The organism is Chloroherpetonaceae bacterium (assembly GCA_033763895.1).
In the GTDB taxonomy this organism is placed as follows: domain Bacteria; phylum Bacteroidota; class Chlorobiia; order Chlorobiales; family Thermochlorobacteraceae; genus JANRJQ01.
In genome coordinates this window covers 562,581-578,334 of record JANRJQ010000004.1, presented here as the reverse complement: position 1 = coordinate 578,334, position 15,754 = coordinate 562,581, and the positions used below count along the sequence as shown (strand labels likewise).

General features: G+C 42.8%; 11 protein-coding genes. All 11 read left to right on the top strand.

Going from position 1 to position 15,754, the window contains the following annotated elements; all coding sequences use genetic code 11:
* Nucleotides 1–11: 11 nt before the first annotated feature.
* The 11 genes from SFU91_03155 to ftsA all read left to right on the top strand — a co-directional run bounded on the left by SFU91_03155 (nucleotide 12) and on the right by ftsA (nucleotide 15,672).
* A complete protein-coding gene (locus tag SFU91_03155) occupies nucleotides 12–2,189 on the top strand; it encodes a penicillin-binding transpeptidase domain-containing protein (GenBank protein ID MDX2128014.1) in 2,178 nt (725 codons plus the stop codon).
* Between the two features lie 17 nt (nucleotides 2,190–2,206).
* Nucleotides 2,207–3,781, top strand: a complete 1,575-nt coding sequence (locus tag SFU91_03150) for a UDP-N-acetylmuramoyl-L-alanyl-D-glutamate--2,6-diaminopimelate ligase (protein MDX2128013.1) — start codon at nucleotides 2,207–2,209, stop codon at nucleotides 3,779–3,781.
* Between the two features lie 29 nt (nucleotides 3,782–3,810).
* Nucleotides 3,811–5,277, top strand: a complete 1,467-nt coding sequence (murF, locus tag SFU91_03145) for a UDP-N-acetylmuramoyl-tripeptide--D-alanyl-D-alanine ligase (GenBank protein MDX2128012.1) — start codon at nucleotides 3,811–3,813, stop codon at nucleotides 5,275–5,277.
* A 4-nt stretch (nucleotides 5,278–5,281) separates the two neighbouring features.
* The gene (mraY, locus tag SFU91_03140) at nucleotides 5,282–6,388 is read left to right on the top strand and encodes a phospho-N-acetylmuramoyl-pentapeptide-transferase (protein MDX2128011.1); all 1,107 of its coding nucleotides are present in this window, start codon (nucleotides 5,282–5,284) and stop codon (nucleotides 6,386–6,388) included.
* Nucleotides 6,389–6,392: 4 nt separating this feature from the next.
* Entirely contained in the window at nucleotides 6,393–7,838 is a 1,446-nt protein-coding gene (gene murD / locus SFU91_03135) for a UDP-N-acetylmuramoyl-L-alanine--D-glutamate ligase (protein MDX2128010.1), read from the top strand.
* Between the two features lie 159 nt (nucleotides 7,839–7,997).
* Entirely contained in the window at nucleotides 7,998–9,293 is a 1,296-nt protein-coding gene (locus tag SFU91_03130) for a putative peptidoglycan glycosyltransferase FtsW (protein MDX2128009.1), read from the top strand.
* Complete coding sequence (gene murG / locus SFU91_03125; GenBank protein MDX2128008.1) at nucleotides 9,294–10,436, top strand: undecaprenyldiphospho-muramoylpentapeptide beta-N-acetylglucosaminyltransferase; 1,143 nt, start codon at nucleotides 9,294–9,296, stop codon at nucleotides 10,434–10,436.
* A 21-nt stretch (nucleotides 10,437–10,457) separates the two neighbouring features.
* The gene (murC, locus tag SFU91_03120) at nucleotides 10,458–12,395 is read left to right on the top strand and encodes a UDP-N-acetylmuramate--L-alanine ligase (protein MDX2128007.1); all 1,938 of its coding nucleotides are present in this window, start codon (nucleotides 10,458–10,460) and stop codon (nucleotides 12,393–12,395) included.
* Nucleotides 12,376–13,416 carry a UDP-N-acetylmuramate dehydrogenase gene (gene murB / locus SFU91_03115; protein MDX2128006.1) on the top strand — a complete coding sequence of 347 codons (1,041 nt, stop codon included), beginning with the start codon at nucleotides 12,376–12,378 and terminating at the stop codon, nucleotides 13,414–13,416. The genes murC and murB overlap by 20 nt, the downstream gene beginning before the upstream one ends.
* The gene (locus SFU91_03110) at nucleotides 13,413–14,396 is read left to right on the top strand and encodes an FtsQ-type POTRA domain-containing protein (GenBank protein ID MDX2128005.1); all 984 of its coding nucleotides are present in this window, start codon (nucleotides 13,413–13,415) and stop codon (nucleotides 14,394–14,396) included. Before murB ends, SFU91_03110 begins: the two co-directional genes overlap by 4 nt.
* Nucleotides 14,386–15,672 carry a cell division protein FtsA gene (gene ftsA / locus SFU91_03105; protein ID MDX2128004.1) on the top strand — a complete coding sequence of 429 codons (1,287 nt, stop codon included), beginning with the start codon at nucleotides 14,386–14,388 and terminating at the stop codon, nucleotides 15,670–15,672. Before SFU91_03110 ends, ftsA begins: the two co-directional genes overlap by 11 nt.
* Nucleotides 15,673–15,754: the final 82 nt, after the last annotated feature.

Genomic DNA, 15,754 nt, shown 5'->3' with positions numbered 1-15,754 from the left:
TAATCGTAAGGGTGGGCGAAAAAGAAAAGGACATAAAAGCCTCACAGAGTTCGGGAAATGAAGTGGAGTCTTCAATAAACCGAAAAAGTGAAAGCGAAAATCGAGAAGAGAAGATCCGCATGACCTTGGTCATTGGCGGTCTTTTTCTTTTAGCGGCGATGGTTGTTTTCCGTTTAGGCTATGTCCAAGTGGTTGCTTCAGGCGAGTATCAAAAGCGTGCGAAAAAGCAATACGAGTATAAACTTGCCGTGAAAGCCAGTCGCGGCGATATTCTCGACCGGAATGGCAGAAGACTTGCAACAACCGTTACCGCGATTTCATTTGCTGCGGACCCTGCCGTGATTGAAAATCCAGATGACGTTGCCTCGCTTTTTTCAGAAGTATTTCAGAAACCGAAAGACTTCTATTTGAAAAAATTGAAAGAAAAAAATCGATTTGTATGGCTTGAGCGGCAAGTGCCAATCTCACGAGCAAATGTGATTTTAGAGGCAAAGTACTATGGAGTTTTGGAGATTAAAGAACAAAGCCGCCGTTACGAAAATCTCGCCTCGCAAGTCATTGGATTTTTAGATGCAGATGGAAACGGCATCAGTGGGATTGAAAAGCAGTATCAAGAGGTACTATCTGGGAAAGATGGCATGATGCTCATGCAGCGAACGGCAACGGGCAGAGCATTTCCGGCAGTTGGGGAGGCGCATCACGAACCTGAAAACGGAGGTTCAATCACCCTAACGATTGATTCGGATATCCAAGCGTTGGTTGAAGATGAATTAAAACGAGGGATGGATGCTTCGGGTTCATTTGCTGCAATTGGCATCGTGATGGATGTACGAACCGGCGAAATTCTGGCAATTGCCAATGAGCCTGATTTCGACGCAAATCTGAAGGAAACTTATACCCCTGAAAATATTCGGAATCGTGCGGTCACCGATGTTTTTGAACCGGGCTCAACATTTAAGATTGTAGCACTTAGTGCCGCAACCGAAGAAGGAATAATCACGCCTTACGATAAATACAGTGGCGAAGGTGGGAAATGGCGCGTCAAAGATAGAATCATCTCAGATCACGAAAAGGTTGGCAATGTCACACTCCGCGAGGCGATCATGAAGTCCAGCAATATCGTTTCAGCCAAAGTGGCAATGAAAGTAGGTACCGAGAAATTTTATGAAATGACCAAAAAGCTTGGCTACGGCGATAAAACGGAGTCCGGACTTTTGGGCGAAATCTCAGGCACCGTAAAACCGGTGAAAAATTGGACTGGCATTACCCTGCCGTGGATGGCCCACGGTTATGAGGTTCTTGTTTCGCCGCTACAAATTCTTTCTTCTTACGCCACTTTAGCCAATGATGGCGAGCGAATGAAGCCAATAATCATTAAAGAAATCAGCGACAATGCGGGGAGTCAGACTTTTCGAGCGGAACCAAAAAAAGTGACTCGCGCAATGGAAAAAGAAACCGCGCGCAAGGTGCGTGAATACTTCAAAGCAGTGGTTGATAGCGGAACAGGGATGGCGGCGAGAGTTCAAGGATTGCCGATTGGTGGAAAGACCGGAACTGCACAGCAATTAACCAATGGCAGCTATAAAGCAGGAAGATATGTGGCTTCCTTTGTGGGTTACTTTCCTCAAGATAGGCCGGAATTTGCTGTGCTTGTCATGATGATAAACCCAACCAACGGATACTACGGCAGTATGGCAGCCGCACCGGTTTTTTCGAAAATTGCCAGTCGAATGCTCAGTACAACAGGCGAAGAATACCGCGACCGAATTGCTTCAGAAATGAAACCCGAAGCTTCAAAAGAACAATACTTCTTGGATACAGCAAGAACTGTTGTCGTTCCAAATATTCGAGGGTTAACAATAACAGAAGCAAAAAAAATATTGCGCTCGCATAGCCTTGATTTCTCTCGCTCCGGCGAAGATGCAGGGATTGTTTCAAAGCAAGGGATTGCTCCGGGTAAAAGAGTCGCTATTTGGACTAAAATTCCGCTTGATCTCTCAGGAGAAACGGCAGCATCAAAAATGCCGGAACTTTTGGGTATTCGAGCCTCGCGTGCCATTGCAGCAGCTGAAGAATTAGGATTGAGGGTACAAGTTGCAGGTGGCGATGGAAAAGTGGTTTCGCAATCGATTCGAAGTGGACAGACAATAGCAAAAGGCGCTTCAATCACGCTGGTTATGAGCAATTAAATCGTAATCGAAAAGCAATGAGAACACTTGAAGAATTGCTTCGCTCGCTGCTTCAAAAAGAATTGACTTGTGAGTTCTTTGAAATTTTGAATCAAGTGCCGAATAAAATTCCACTTGAAGAATTGCTGAAGAAATGGGGCTCTGAAACAATTTCAGCTTTGGTTTATAACTCAAACGATGCGAAAGAAAATGCGCTGTTTGTGGCAATCAAAGGCTATAAATCAGATGGGCACAAATTTATTGCTTCTGCCATAAGAAATGGGATGAGGGTCGTTTTCGGTGAAGAAAGGCCCGAGAATCTTGAATGGCCTTCTGACGCACTCTACATTCAAACCGACGATTCAAGAAGCGCTTTAGCAACACTTGCGAAAAGTTTTTACGGGGCGAGCATTGATCGGCTGAGAGCGGTAGGCGTAACAGGAACAAATGGAAAAACGACCACGGCCACACTCATTCATCAGGTGCTTGAGCATTCGCACATCAAAGCCGGGTTGCTGGGTACGGTCTCTTATCAAATTGGCGAAATGAGAATTGAGGCCGATCGCACAACGCCGGAAGCACCAGAACTGCACCATTTTTTTGAAGTGATGGAGAAAGAAATGTGCAAAGCGGTGGTGATGGAAGTTTCGTCTCACGCATTGTATTTGAAGCGAACCGAAGGAATCAATTTTGAGGTGGCCATTTTCACCAATCTGACACAAGATCATTTGGATTTTCACGGAACAATGGCTCTGTATGCCGAAGCAAAAAAAATTCTCTTCGATGGATTGACTTCAAGCGCAACTGCGATCACAAACATTGCAAGTCCATACGGGGAAATGATGATTCGCGATACAAAAGCAAAAGTTTTGCGGTATTTGGTGAATTCAAAAAATGAAAGCGAAAAGAAAGCAAGCCTTGCTGCTATTGCAGATGTACGGTTTATGATTGAAAAGGCATCACTATTGGGTAGTGAAATCAGCGTTCATTTTAGCGGCGCGGTTCTGAAATTTCATTTGCCGCAAGTTGGTCAATTTAATGTTGAAAATGCCGCGGCAGCTTTTTGCGCAGGGCTGGCAATGGGTTTGGAACCGAATACAATCTTGGAGGGCATTGAGTCATGCCAAGCGGTTCGAGGGCGAATGGAAAAGGTGATAAGCCCAAAAGGCAATTTGGCATTTGTCGATTATGCTCATACACCCGATGCCTTGGAAAATGTTTTGAAGACGATAGTCGAAAATCGCGAGTCAAATGAAAGAATCATCGTGATTTTTGGTTGTGGTGGAGATCGTGACAAAGGGAAACGACCTTTGATGGCAAAAATTGCAGAGTCCTATGCAGACATCGTAATTCTGACTTCGGATAATCCGAGGAGTGAAGATCCGGAGATGATCTTAGACGACATCCAAGCCGGATTGGAAGGAAAAAAGCAGATCATGCGAATCGCAAGTCGTGAAAAGGCAATTGAATTAGGTGTTTCACTGTTGGATTCCAAAAGCGTGCTCTTGGTTGCCGGAAAGGGTCATGAAACTTATCAAATTCTCGGCAAGGAAAAACTTCACTTTGATGATCGTGAAGAAATTGAAAAGGCATATCGAAAATTAGATCGTTAAAAAATTCTTAGGGTAAAGTCTATAGCAGCGTGAGTTCAAAAGAAAGCACAATAGAAACAATCTTGATTAATGAGGCCGACCTTCAGCAGCTCGGAAATCTGGTGATGCCCTCCGGCAAAGAGAGCATAGGATTGGAGCAGCCAAAAGTCGTCATTGACTCAAGAAAAGTGATCGGTGGTGAAATTTTTGTTGCCTTGAAAGGAGAGAATACCGATGGTCATGCTTTTCTCAATACGGTGGCTGAAAGGAAAGCCTCACTTGCAATCGTAAGTCATCAATATTGGGCTACTCATCAAGAAGAACTTCCGTTGATGCCATTGCTTGTTACATCTGACCCGCTGGAAACATTACAAAACTTGGCGAAGCAATACCGAAAAAAGTTTTCAATTCCGGTTGTTGCACTTGGCGGAAATAGCGGCAAAACAACAACCAAAGAGATGACGGCCACCGTGCTTCGTGCTTATTGCCATACACTTTCTACCGAAGGGAATTTGAACAATCACATCGGCGTGCCAATGACACTCTTGGGGCTTCGCAAAGAGACAGAGATTGCAGTCATCGAAATGGGAATGAACCACTACGATGAAATGACCGAACTCTGCAACATTGCAGCGCCAACTCACGGGCTGATAACCAATATCGGGAAAGCACACATTGAGTATTTCGGTTCAATCGAAAATGTAGCCAATGCAGAGGCCGAGCTTTTTGAGTATTTGAATGAAACTGAAGGAAGTGCCTTTATCAATACAAACGACGATTTGGTTTTAGAGAAGTCGGAAATGGTGCGCCATAAAATTTTAATGGCAGTAAAAACGCCGGATTGGATAATGAAGCGAGGTGGCTTGAAAGCAGATGTGATTGCAGAAGAAATTGGACTCAACGAAACAGGTGCTGTGAAAATGAGAATATCCACCGGTGAAAAATCATTTGAGATTCAATTAAAGATGACCGGCAGGCATAACATTTTCAATGCACTTTCTGCAGCAGCCGTTGGATTAAACTTTGGTGTTTCTCCAGAAAGTATTACTCGGTCGCTTGAGCAATTTGAAATGGCGCCCGCACTGAAGAGAATGGTGGTTTTTCAAGAAAGTGGCATAACGATCATCAACGACACATACAACGCCAACCCGGAATCGATGCGCGCCGGAATTACTGCACTCTGCGATATACAGCACTCGGGTAAAAAGGTTGCCATTCTTTCTGATATGCTTGAATTGGGAAATCTTTCTCAATCAGAACACCGTGCCATCGGTGATTTTCTGAATGAAACGAAAGTTGACTTGCTTTTTACAATTGGCTCGTGGGCCGAGGAAATAAATAATGCCGCACAAGTGGCAATCAAAATGCACTTCAAAACAAAGGCAGAAGTGGCAGAAGCTTTAACGAACACCGTTAAAGCTGGTGATGCCTTGCTATTTAAGGGGTCACGAGGAATGAAAGTTGAAGAAATTTTAGATCTTTTTATAAAAAATATTCGAAACCAAAAAACCGCTTAGTCCAGTGCTTTATTCACTACTCTATTACTTGCATACAGCCTACGATATCACGTGGCTGCGCGTGGTGAATTATATCACCTTTCGTGCGTTGGCAGCGGCGGTCACTGCGCTTTTGGTTGCGATGTTTATTGGGCCAAGAGTTATTGCTTACCTAAAGTCAAAGGTCATTGAACCGATAAAAGAAGAAGCACCGGAATCTCACCGGCTGAAAGTGGGTATCCCAACAATGGGGGGAACCATTATTCTGCTCTCACTCTTTATTTCAGCCCTTTGCTGGGTAAAACTCACTGATCCATTTGCGTGGCTTATTCTCCTTACCGTAGGCTGGATGGGCGCTGTTGGATTTTATGACGACTATCTCAAGGTGATAAAAAAAGTGAAGGGCGGCCTTTCTGAAAAATCAAAATTGATTGGACAGGTGGCTTTGGGTTTGGGAATCGGAATCTACACCTTGCTTGATCCTAAGCTTTCGGTGCTACTCTCAAACACGACCGTGCCTCTATTAAAAAATGTGACCATTGATTACGGTTGGTGGTATGTCCCGGTTTGTGTTTTTATCGTTACTGCAGTCTCAAATGCGGTTAACCTGACCGACGGCTTAGATGGATTAGCAGCAGGATGCTCAGCGATTGTTCTTCTTGCGTTGGCAGGCTTCGCTTATCTCTCGGGGAATATCAAGTTCTCGAAATATCTCAATATCGTCTATATCGAAGGTGCGGGCGAAGTTACGATTCTCGCGCTTGCATTAGCAGCAGCGTGCATAGGATTCTTATGGTTTAACGCCCATCCTGCGCAAGTATTTATGGGTGATACAGGTTCGCTTGCAATCGGCGGAGCTATCGCGGTAATCGCTTTACTTATTAAAAAGGAATTGCTTCTTCCGTCACTTGCCGGAATATTTTTGATTGAAACCCTTTCGGTGATTTTGCAGCGATACTGGTTCAAGTTTACAAGGCTTCGATATGGTGAGGGAAGGAGAATTTTTAAAATGGCACCCCTTCATCATCACTTTCAAAAAGAGGGCTGGCACGAAGAGAAAATTGTGATTCGCTTTTGGATTATCACACTCATTTTTGCGGTGGCGAGCTTAATCACCTTAAAACTGCGTTAATTAAATGAAGGTTCGAGGCGAGCGTTGGGTGGTTTTGGGTGCTGAAAAGAGCGGAATCGCTGCGGCGAAACTGCTTGCACGAAACGGCGCATCCGTACTTCTCTCAGAAAAAAAGCCTCTTGACTTGATTGGCGTCAGTGATGAAAAAAGGGGTGGAATGCGTCTTAATGAAGAGCTCAATGACTTTGGTATAGCAACGGAATTCGGCGGCCACTCGAATCAGGTGTTAGAGTTTGATAAATGTGTGATCAGTCCGGGAATTGCTTCAAGTGTGGCGATTGTGAAAGAGTTGGAACTGCGGGGGTGTCGGATTATCAGCGAAATTGAATTGGCTGCCCGCTTTTGCAAAGCAAAAATTGTGGCCATTACCGGAACAGACGGAAAAACCACTACAACTACCTTAACGGCTAAAATCCTTTCAAATGCAGGAAATGAAAAGGGCTTTAAGGCAATGGCATTGGGCAATATCGGAGAAGCATTTTCAAATCATGCTGAAAAATTAACTGAAAAAGATGTTGCTGTTGTAGAAACAAGCAGTTTTCAATTGGATCATTGCTATTCGTATAAACCTGCGGTAAGCGTGATTACAAATATAACACCGAATCATTTGGATCGGTACGATAACAACTTTCAAAAGTATGCAGCTTCAAAGTATAGAATCTTTCAGGCGCAAGATGAAAACGATGTTTTGATATACAGTGAGGATAGCGAAACGCTTTCTCAACATATCGCAGCGTTAAGAGCAGAAGGAAAATTAAAAGTAAAAGCAATTCCATTTAGTCTGAAAAAGGATCTTTCAAAAGACTATGCGGATTGCGGTTTTCTAAAAGACGGTGAGCTCACTGTTTGCATCAATGGATTTCAAGAACCAATTATTAAGGAGGATGTCATTTTGAATAGTGTTCATTTTCGCGGAAAGCACAACGCCTATAATTCGCTTGCAGCCGCGATTGCATCGCGCGCGCTAGAAGTTCGCAAAGAAGTGATTCGAGAAAGTATCAAAACCTTTGAAGGTGTTGAGCATCGCATCGAATTCGTAAGAGAAGTTGGCGGAGTTCGCTTTGTGAATGATTCCAAAGCCACGACCGTCAATGCAATGTGGTACGCCTTAGATACCATCCCAGATGGCATCGTCTTAATTGCAGGAGGTAGAGATAAGGGAAACGATTATTCAAAAGTATTTGACTTGGTACGCCAAAAAGTGAAAGCCATTGTCGCTATCGGAGAATCAAAAGAGAAAATCATCAATGCATTTTCAGGTATCACCGAGGTTTTTTCGGCCGATTCCTTTGATGAAGCCATTTTGATTTCTTCTAGAAAGGCGGCTGAAGGTGATACAGTTCTTCTATCGCCTGCTTGTGCAAGCTTTGATATGTTCGCCAATTTTGAAGAGCGAGGAAGCATATTCAAAAGAATCGTCAACGCCTTACCCGAAGCAGTAAAAGCGTAAATGTGAGTTTTTTTATGTTCTTTCTCTATGAGCCTTTTAGTCTGCACCGCGGAGCCCGGGGGCTTCTCGGGCTTCATCCGGTGTGGATATAAAATAATTATGAGGCATAATGAATTTGAACAATGATTTATTAACGGCATTTTTATTGAATAATTTGAAGTGAAAGGTTTCATTTTTTCTGAAAAAGGAATTGGACGCAAAAGCAGTTCAGATACGCAAGTTTCTGTTGGGCAAAGTACCTCAAACGGAAACCTCGGCGGGGCATTGCTCGATCCTTTACAGAAAAAAACCCTAGAAAGCATCTCAGGTAAATTCTTGCTTCTTCTAACAATTATCTTGATGTGCATCGGTGTCTTAATGGTCTATAGCAGCGGTGCAGGGTGGGGTGCTCGAAAATTTCAAGATTCAGAATACTTTTTATGGCGTCAATTGATCTATGTGATATTAGGCATTGGGGTGATTTTTTTCGTGGGTGGGATTGATTACAAACTGCTAAAAAAATACAGCAAAATTATTTGGATGGTGAGTATCGCTTTACTGGCTTTATTATTAATCCTCAAAGCCGGTGGTGTTATCACAGGAGCTGCTCGTTGGCTGGGTTATGGTAGATTCCGATTTCAAGCCTCTGACCTTGCGAAATATGCATTAATCATTCACCTCGCAATGTTGCTTTCTGAAAAGCAATCGTTCATAAAAGATCTTGAAAAGAGTTTTCAGCCAATGATGATTGTCATTGGGATTACAGTCGTACTTGTTGCCTTGGCACCAAACTTTTCTACAGCCGCAGTACTCGCAGCGATAGGTATGATGATACTTTTCGCCGGTGGTGTAAGTGTAAAGCATTTAACAATCACAGGGCTTTGCGCACTTCCTCCGGCGGCATTATTTGTGCTTTTTGGCGGATACCGTAAAGATCGGATTGATTCATTTATCGGAGAAGCCAGTTACCAAAATGAGCAAGCCTTAATTGGATTAGGCAATGGCGGATTATTTGGATTGGGTATTGGTGCGAGCAAACAAAGAGAACTTTTTTTACCTGCATCCTATAATGATTTCATCTTTGCTGTCGTTGGTGAAGAATACGGCTTTTTGGGGGCTGTGGCACTGCTTCTCCTTTTTGTGGGAATTGTATGGTGCGGGTTTACAATTGCGCGTCATGCACTCGATGATTTTGGAAAATACTTAGCCTTCGGTATTACGGTTGCACTTGGGATGTATGCTTTTGTAAATGCTGCGGTGGCTTGCCACCTCTTGCCAAATACAGGCTTGCCTATGCCGTTTATCAGTTATGGTGGTAGCGCGGCGCTCTTTAATGCCCTTGGCGTGGGGCTGTTGATTAGTATTTCTCGAGAGAAAAAGCGGAGATTAAATGCGTTGCCTTCTCCAAACGTAATGAACACCGAAATCGGGCACTTGGATCCGCGAATTCAAAAATTCTCTGGAGAAGGAGCGTAGATGCCGTTAAAGTTCTTATTCGCAGGCGGTGGAACAGGGGGGCACCTTTTTCCCGGAATCGCCATTGCAAGAGAAATCTTGAAAATGAAGCCTGATTCACGAATTCATTTTGCCGGTACAGAGAGAGGGATTGAGGCAACCGAGGTTCCAAAACAAGGGTTTACTCTTCATTTAATTTCAATTGCAGGATTTAAGCGCGGGTTTTCAATTCATAATATTCTAGAAAATCTAAAGTTTCCATTTCGCTTAAAGCAAAGTATTGATGAATCGTATCGTTTGTTGGATCAAGAAGAGCCGGATGTGGTAATCGGAACCGGTGGTTATGTTAGTGCACCGGTCGTTTATGCGGCACAAAGGTGGGGAATCCCAACCATCATTCAAGAGCAGAATGCGTCACTTGGCATTTCAACAAAATTTTTAGCACGTAATGCCGATGAAGTTCACCTGTCATTTGAAAGTTCAAAAAAGCTCTTAAATCGTGAGGGTGTTTTTGTCAGCGGGAATCCGACGCGTGATTTTAAGTTGATTGAAAAATCAGAAGCGAGAAAAAAAATTGGACTATTGCCCGAAAGGCCAACATTATTTGCCTTTGGAGGAAGCCTTGGTGCAAGAAGCCTAAATCGATTTATCGAAGCAAATCTTGATCGATTTCTAAACGAAAATAATTTGATTTGGCAAACCGGAAAATTGGAGTTTGAATCGATAATAAAAAGGATTGGAGAGAGGCAACATTTGTGGGTCAATCGCTTTGTCGATGAAATGGATGTCGCTTATTCAGCAGCAGATTTGGTGCTATGCCGAGCAGGAGCTTCAACGCTTGCGGAGTTGGCACGAATCGGAAAACCCTCCATTTTGATTCCATATCCATTTGCTGCAAATAATCATCAATTTCACAATGCAGAAAGTTTCACTGAAAAAGGCGCTGCAGAATTAATTGTTGACGCCAATCTCACAAGTGAAGAAAGCGTTGTAAAAATTGAATCGCTTTTGAAGAATGATTCAAAGCTCAGCGCAATGTCAAAGGCTGTTCAAACTTTTGCAAAGCCCAATGCAGCTCATGAGATCGCAAAGCATGCCATTGCTTACGCACAAGTTTTTAAGGATGAATTGATTAAAGAAGGTGAATTGGATGAAAAACCATAGCAATCACTTTAAACGCAAAAAATGAATAAAGGCAATACACAGCAATCCGTGATTTCACAAATGGGTCTTCCGTTTGGAAAGCTCAAGCGAATGCATTTAGTCGGCATTGGTGGAGCAGGGATGAGTGCTATTGCAGAAATTTTGCTGAGTAAAGGGCTGATTATCAGCGGTTCAGACGAAAAAGAATCGGAGGTGACTGACCGATTGAAAGAGCGAGGGGCGAAAATTTTTATCGGTCATCAAGCCGCTCATGTTATTGGTGTTGAGGCTGTGGCGCACTCTTCTGCCGTCAACCCGAAAGAAAATCCCGAAACATTGGAAGCCTATAAACAAGGGATTCCTGTCGTTAAGCGTGATGAATTGTTGGGAGAAGTCATGCGTCACAAGGTTGGAATATGTATTGCAGGAACTCACGGAAAAACCACGACCACCTCGCTAACAGCCACCGTGCTTCACGAATGCGGGTTAAAACCAACAGCATTAATTGGCGGCGTATCGACATATTTCCGAGAGCAAGGGTTTGGAGGAAGCAGTTTAGTCGGTTCAGGAGAATATATGGTCATCGAAGCGGATGAATATGACAGAACATTCTTAAAACTTACCCCAACCATTGCCGTCATGACAACGCTCGAAGCCGAGCATCTTGACATTTATAAGGACTTGGATGATTTGAAAAATGCCTTCACAACCTTTGCTGAAAAAGTCCCATTCTATGGATCTGTTATTTTGTGTGCCGATGAGGAAAATCTTCTGGAAATTGCTAAAAACCTGAAACACCGCAAGGTCACGTATGGCTTAAAGGAAAACGCGGATATCAGAGCATCAGATTTCAATACTGATGGGGTTTCACAAACATTCCGTCTCTCAATTCGGGGCAAAGACGTCGGGTTGATTTCACTGGCCTCCGCAGGAATTCACGATACAAAAAATGCACTCGCGGCAATCGCGGTAGGTCTGGAACTTGGACTGGATATTTCGTCCATAGCCGAGTCACTTAAAAAGTTTGTCCGCGTTGGTCGTCGGTTTGATGTTCGTTTTTCAGGATCGAGTGAATTCCCTGTCGTGATCGATGACTACGCACACCATCCCACAGAAATTAAAGCAACATTGAGCGCGGCACGAAATGCATTTCCAAAGAAAAATATCAAGGCAGTTTTTCAACCGCACCTGTACTCGCGAACAAAAGATTTTGCAAAAGGATTTGCTGAAGCCTTAGATCTCGCCGACTCTGTTGCGCTTTATGAAGTTTTCGGATCTCGTGAGAAAAAAGAAGACTATAACGAGGTAAGTTCCGCCTTGGTTCTTAATCAAATTCAAAGCGCAAAAGGTGGTCTTGTCACAGATCGAAAAGCATTTATAGAAACCTGTATTTCACAAATGCGAGAAACCACGGATGTATTTGTTTTTATGGGTGCAGGTGATATCACCAAAGATGCAGCCGTGCTTGCTGAGCAATTCATTATGAAATCAGGGCAGCAAACCGCTGTCGTAACCGAAAAAAACAGAATCAGCTTCGAATTGGCAGCCGAAAATGTTCCGCTAATTATTGTGCCTTTAACGATTCATTCAAAAAACAAAAAGTTCCAACTAAGTGCCGTACTTGATACAGGTGCCACAGATTGTTTGATTTCAAAAGATATTGCGGAAGAAGGAGAATTTGAAGAGTTATTGGGTGAATATCTTGATCGAGAAGTTCATAGCGTTGATGGGGCAATTCATATTATTGATGTTGTAAAGGCCGAACAAATGGAAATCGGAAATACTTCACGAAAAAATATTCATGTTGGCATTATGGACCTCTCTTCCGTTCGAACCTTTCTCGAAGAGCGAGGTGCACAAACAGCGGCATTACCAAAAGCAATTATCGGTTATTCATTCTTTAAGGGTATGAAATTGACAATTGATTATGCAACTAAGCATTTAACCTTAGAGCACGGCAATGCCGCGCTTGAAGCCTAAAGGAGTATCAATGGTTTCTTTGGAAGAAATGAGAAAAGCTATTCGTGGTGAAATTCTTATCGCCGAGAATCTAGCGAAGTATTCAAGTTACCGAATCGGTGGAAATGCGGATTTCTTCATTAAACCGCTTGACAAACAAGATGTCCTTTCTGCAGTCTCGTTCTTTCAGAAATCAGGGATTCAATATGTTGTTTTAGGACGGGGTAGCAATGTGCTGATTTCGGATGAGGGAATTCGTGGCGCGGTCATTTCACTTCGCGAAAATCTTGAAAAGGTTGAAGTGGAATCGGAAGATGAAGAACATATTTACTTCTATGTTGAAGCCGGGGTTGACTTACCCGAGCTCGCTGCAAAAACACTAAAGAAAGGATATGGCGGGTTAGAAAATCTTTCCGGTGTGCCCGGGAGTATTGGCGGAGCTGTATTAATGAATGCCGGCGCTTACGGAAAAGAAATTTTTGAAGTCATTGAATGGGTCGAGGTTTTAAGGAATGGCAAAATTGAAAAATTACACAAAAGCAAAATTGCATACCGATACCGAGGTACCGATCTTGGGAATGATATCATTCTTTCAACCAAGTTGAAATTGAAGAAACTTAAAGAAAGTGAACTGAAAATTGCAATCGAAAAGAAGAAAGAGTGGATGGAAAAACGCCGCTCGTCTCAACCGCTCAATTTGCCAAATGCAGGAAGTGTCTTCAAAAATCCGCCACCGGATTCAGAGGGTAATCCAAGGTTTGCCGGTGTGATGATTGAAGCTTGTGGACTAAAAGGCCTTCAAAGGGGAGGCGCTCAAATTTCAGAAAAACATGCCAATTTTTTGGTCAATGCAAATGCTTCGGCAAAAGCAAGTGAAATGCTAGAATTGATTGATATCGCTAAAAGAGAAGTCTTTCAAAAGTTTCGTGTCTCGCTCGAATTAGAAATTAAACTCTTGGGATTTTCTCAGAATGCCTTGAAAGCTCAAGAAAATTCCTTTGGCCAAACTGCCGGAAATCAAACATCATATTTAGAGGTATGAAAGGATATGTTGACTTAGGGGAAGATCGGCCGTTTGAACCAAAAAATAATCGGGCAGATTTACCAAGCACAGCTCAAAGCTATATCACAACCGATGAGAAACCCTCATTGGAACTGAAAGAGAATATTGAAAATAGTGAAACCGAAAGGGAAGGAATAACGGAGCCTGATGCAAATGATTCACGAAAAAAATTATGGGTTATCGGTGCGCTGGTTTCTGTTCTCATTGTCGCTTTTATCGCATCTCGGTTGCTTCTTGGTGAGTCAAAATTTGAGAGGCTCATCGTCACAGGGAATCAAACCGTTGCTGAAGAATCAATCGTAAAGCTCACCAAAAAGTGGCGCGGAATGTCGCTTTCAGAGGTTTCAATTACGGCAATAGCAGATACGCTTCAATCTGAGCCATTTATTGCAAAGGCTATTGTGTCAAAAGAATTACCGGATGCCATTCGAGTTGAAATTGTTGAAGAAATTCCTGTTGCTATGGCCTCAGTCTCCGGGAAATGGGTTATGATTTCAAGAGAAGGAAGTTTACTGCCTTTTGCTTCCGAAGCAATGAAGGGCTCAGGAAAAATTCCGGTACTCAGTGGCTTTCAGAAAATTGTAAAAGAAGAAGGAAAGCGAAAGTTAGATCGTACGGAGGTAAGCGATGCCTTATTTTTCTTGAACGAGCTACAAAAAAGTGAATTTGCAAAAATGGTCATTGCTGAAATCAATGTTGCAAATCCAAAGCGAATTATTGCTCTTACAAACGATGGTGATACGCGATTCTACATTTCAGGTGGAGCCATAGAAACGCCGCAGGGAGAAAGTGAAAAATTAACGAATGAAAGGGAAGAGAAACGTCATCAGGAAGTATTGGTCAGTTTTGAAACATTCTGGAAAGCAGTGATTACCAAAAAGGGAATTAATGCTTTTGAGTATGTCGATTTAAGGTATTCAGGAAAAGTATTTGCCAAAGCATCGGGATATGAAAGATAAAATTGTTGTAGGGTTGGATATCGGCACCACCAAAATTTGTGTGGTTGTCGCTAAGAAAGATGAATTCGGAAAAATTCAAATTCTTGGCGTTGGAAAAGCAAAATCGGAAGGGGTTTCAAGAGCAGCAGTAGTGAACATCAATAAAACAGTTGATGCCATCACAAAAGCCGTTGAGCAAGCGGAGCAACTGTCGGGCATACGCATCAAAGGGGTAAATGTGGGTATATCGGGTGAGCATGTCCAATGCATAAAGTCGAATGCCGAAATTACCATTAACCCCAGCGGAATTGTTCGAGAAGACGATGTCCGCCGGTTTGTCGATAAAGCCAAAAATAACCTGATTAATCTGATCAATCTTGAGCGAGAAATCATTCACTCGATTCCGCAAGAATTTATTATCGATGATCAAGAAGGTGTTATTGACCCAATTGGGATGGTCGGTCAAACGATGAAGGGTGCCGTGTATGTGGTGGTTGGAATGAAGAATAAAATTCGCAATATCGAGCAGTGTATTGAAAAGGCTGGTCTTGTCATCAATGGAATGACCTTTGAACCCATTGCATCGGGGCTTGCAGTCTTAAAAGAATCAGAGAAAAAGTCTGGCGTTGCAATTATTGATATCGGCGGAGGAACATCCGATATCGCGATTTATACAAAAGGTGTCATTCGTCATTCAGAAGTCATAAAATTGGCAGCCTTTGATGTTACGAACGACATCGCTTACGGCCTTAAAACACTTGACTATGTTGCAGAAGATCTTAAAATCAAATACGGATTTGCCTACTCTCGCGATCTTATTCGTGACGAGGAAATTCATGTCCAAAGCATTGAAGGCCGAGCACCAAAAATGTTTATGCGTAGTCAACTGACAAATATTATCGAAGCCCGATTGATTGAAATTTTTGAGCACTCTGTAAAAGTCCTAAAAAAATCTGACTACTACGATTATCTCAATGCCGGTGCAATTCTCACCGGAGGTGGTTCAATGATCGACGGTACCCAAGCTCTCGCCCAAGAGATTCTTGGAATGGATGTTCGAATCGGAAAACCAGAAGGTATATCAGGAGGTATGCTTGGTGAAATAAATTCACCGATTTACGCAACGGCCGTAGGGCTTGTCTTACGCGCACTCGAAGAAATCGAACAAAATCCGATTCGTGCCGAAAATTCATTGCTCTCCGAAGAAAGAGCCGCAACCGAGGTGCCAAAAGAAATTCCCAAAGAAAATGATAACTCTTTGGTGAATCGACTTAAAAACTGGTTTGATCAAATTTAATTATTCGAAAATCGACTTGCCTAAACGCATCATGAAATATTATCACAACACAACAATGCGACTTTCAATTGAAAGAAGCAAC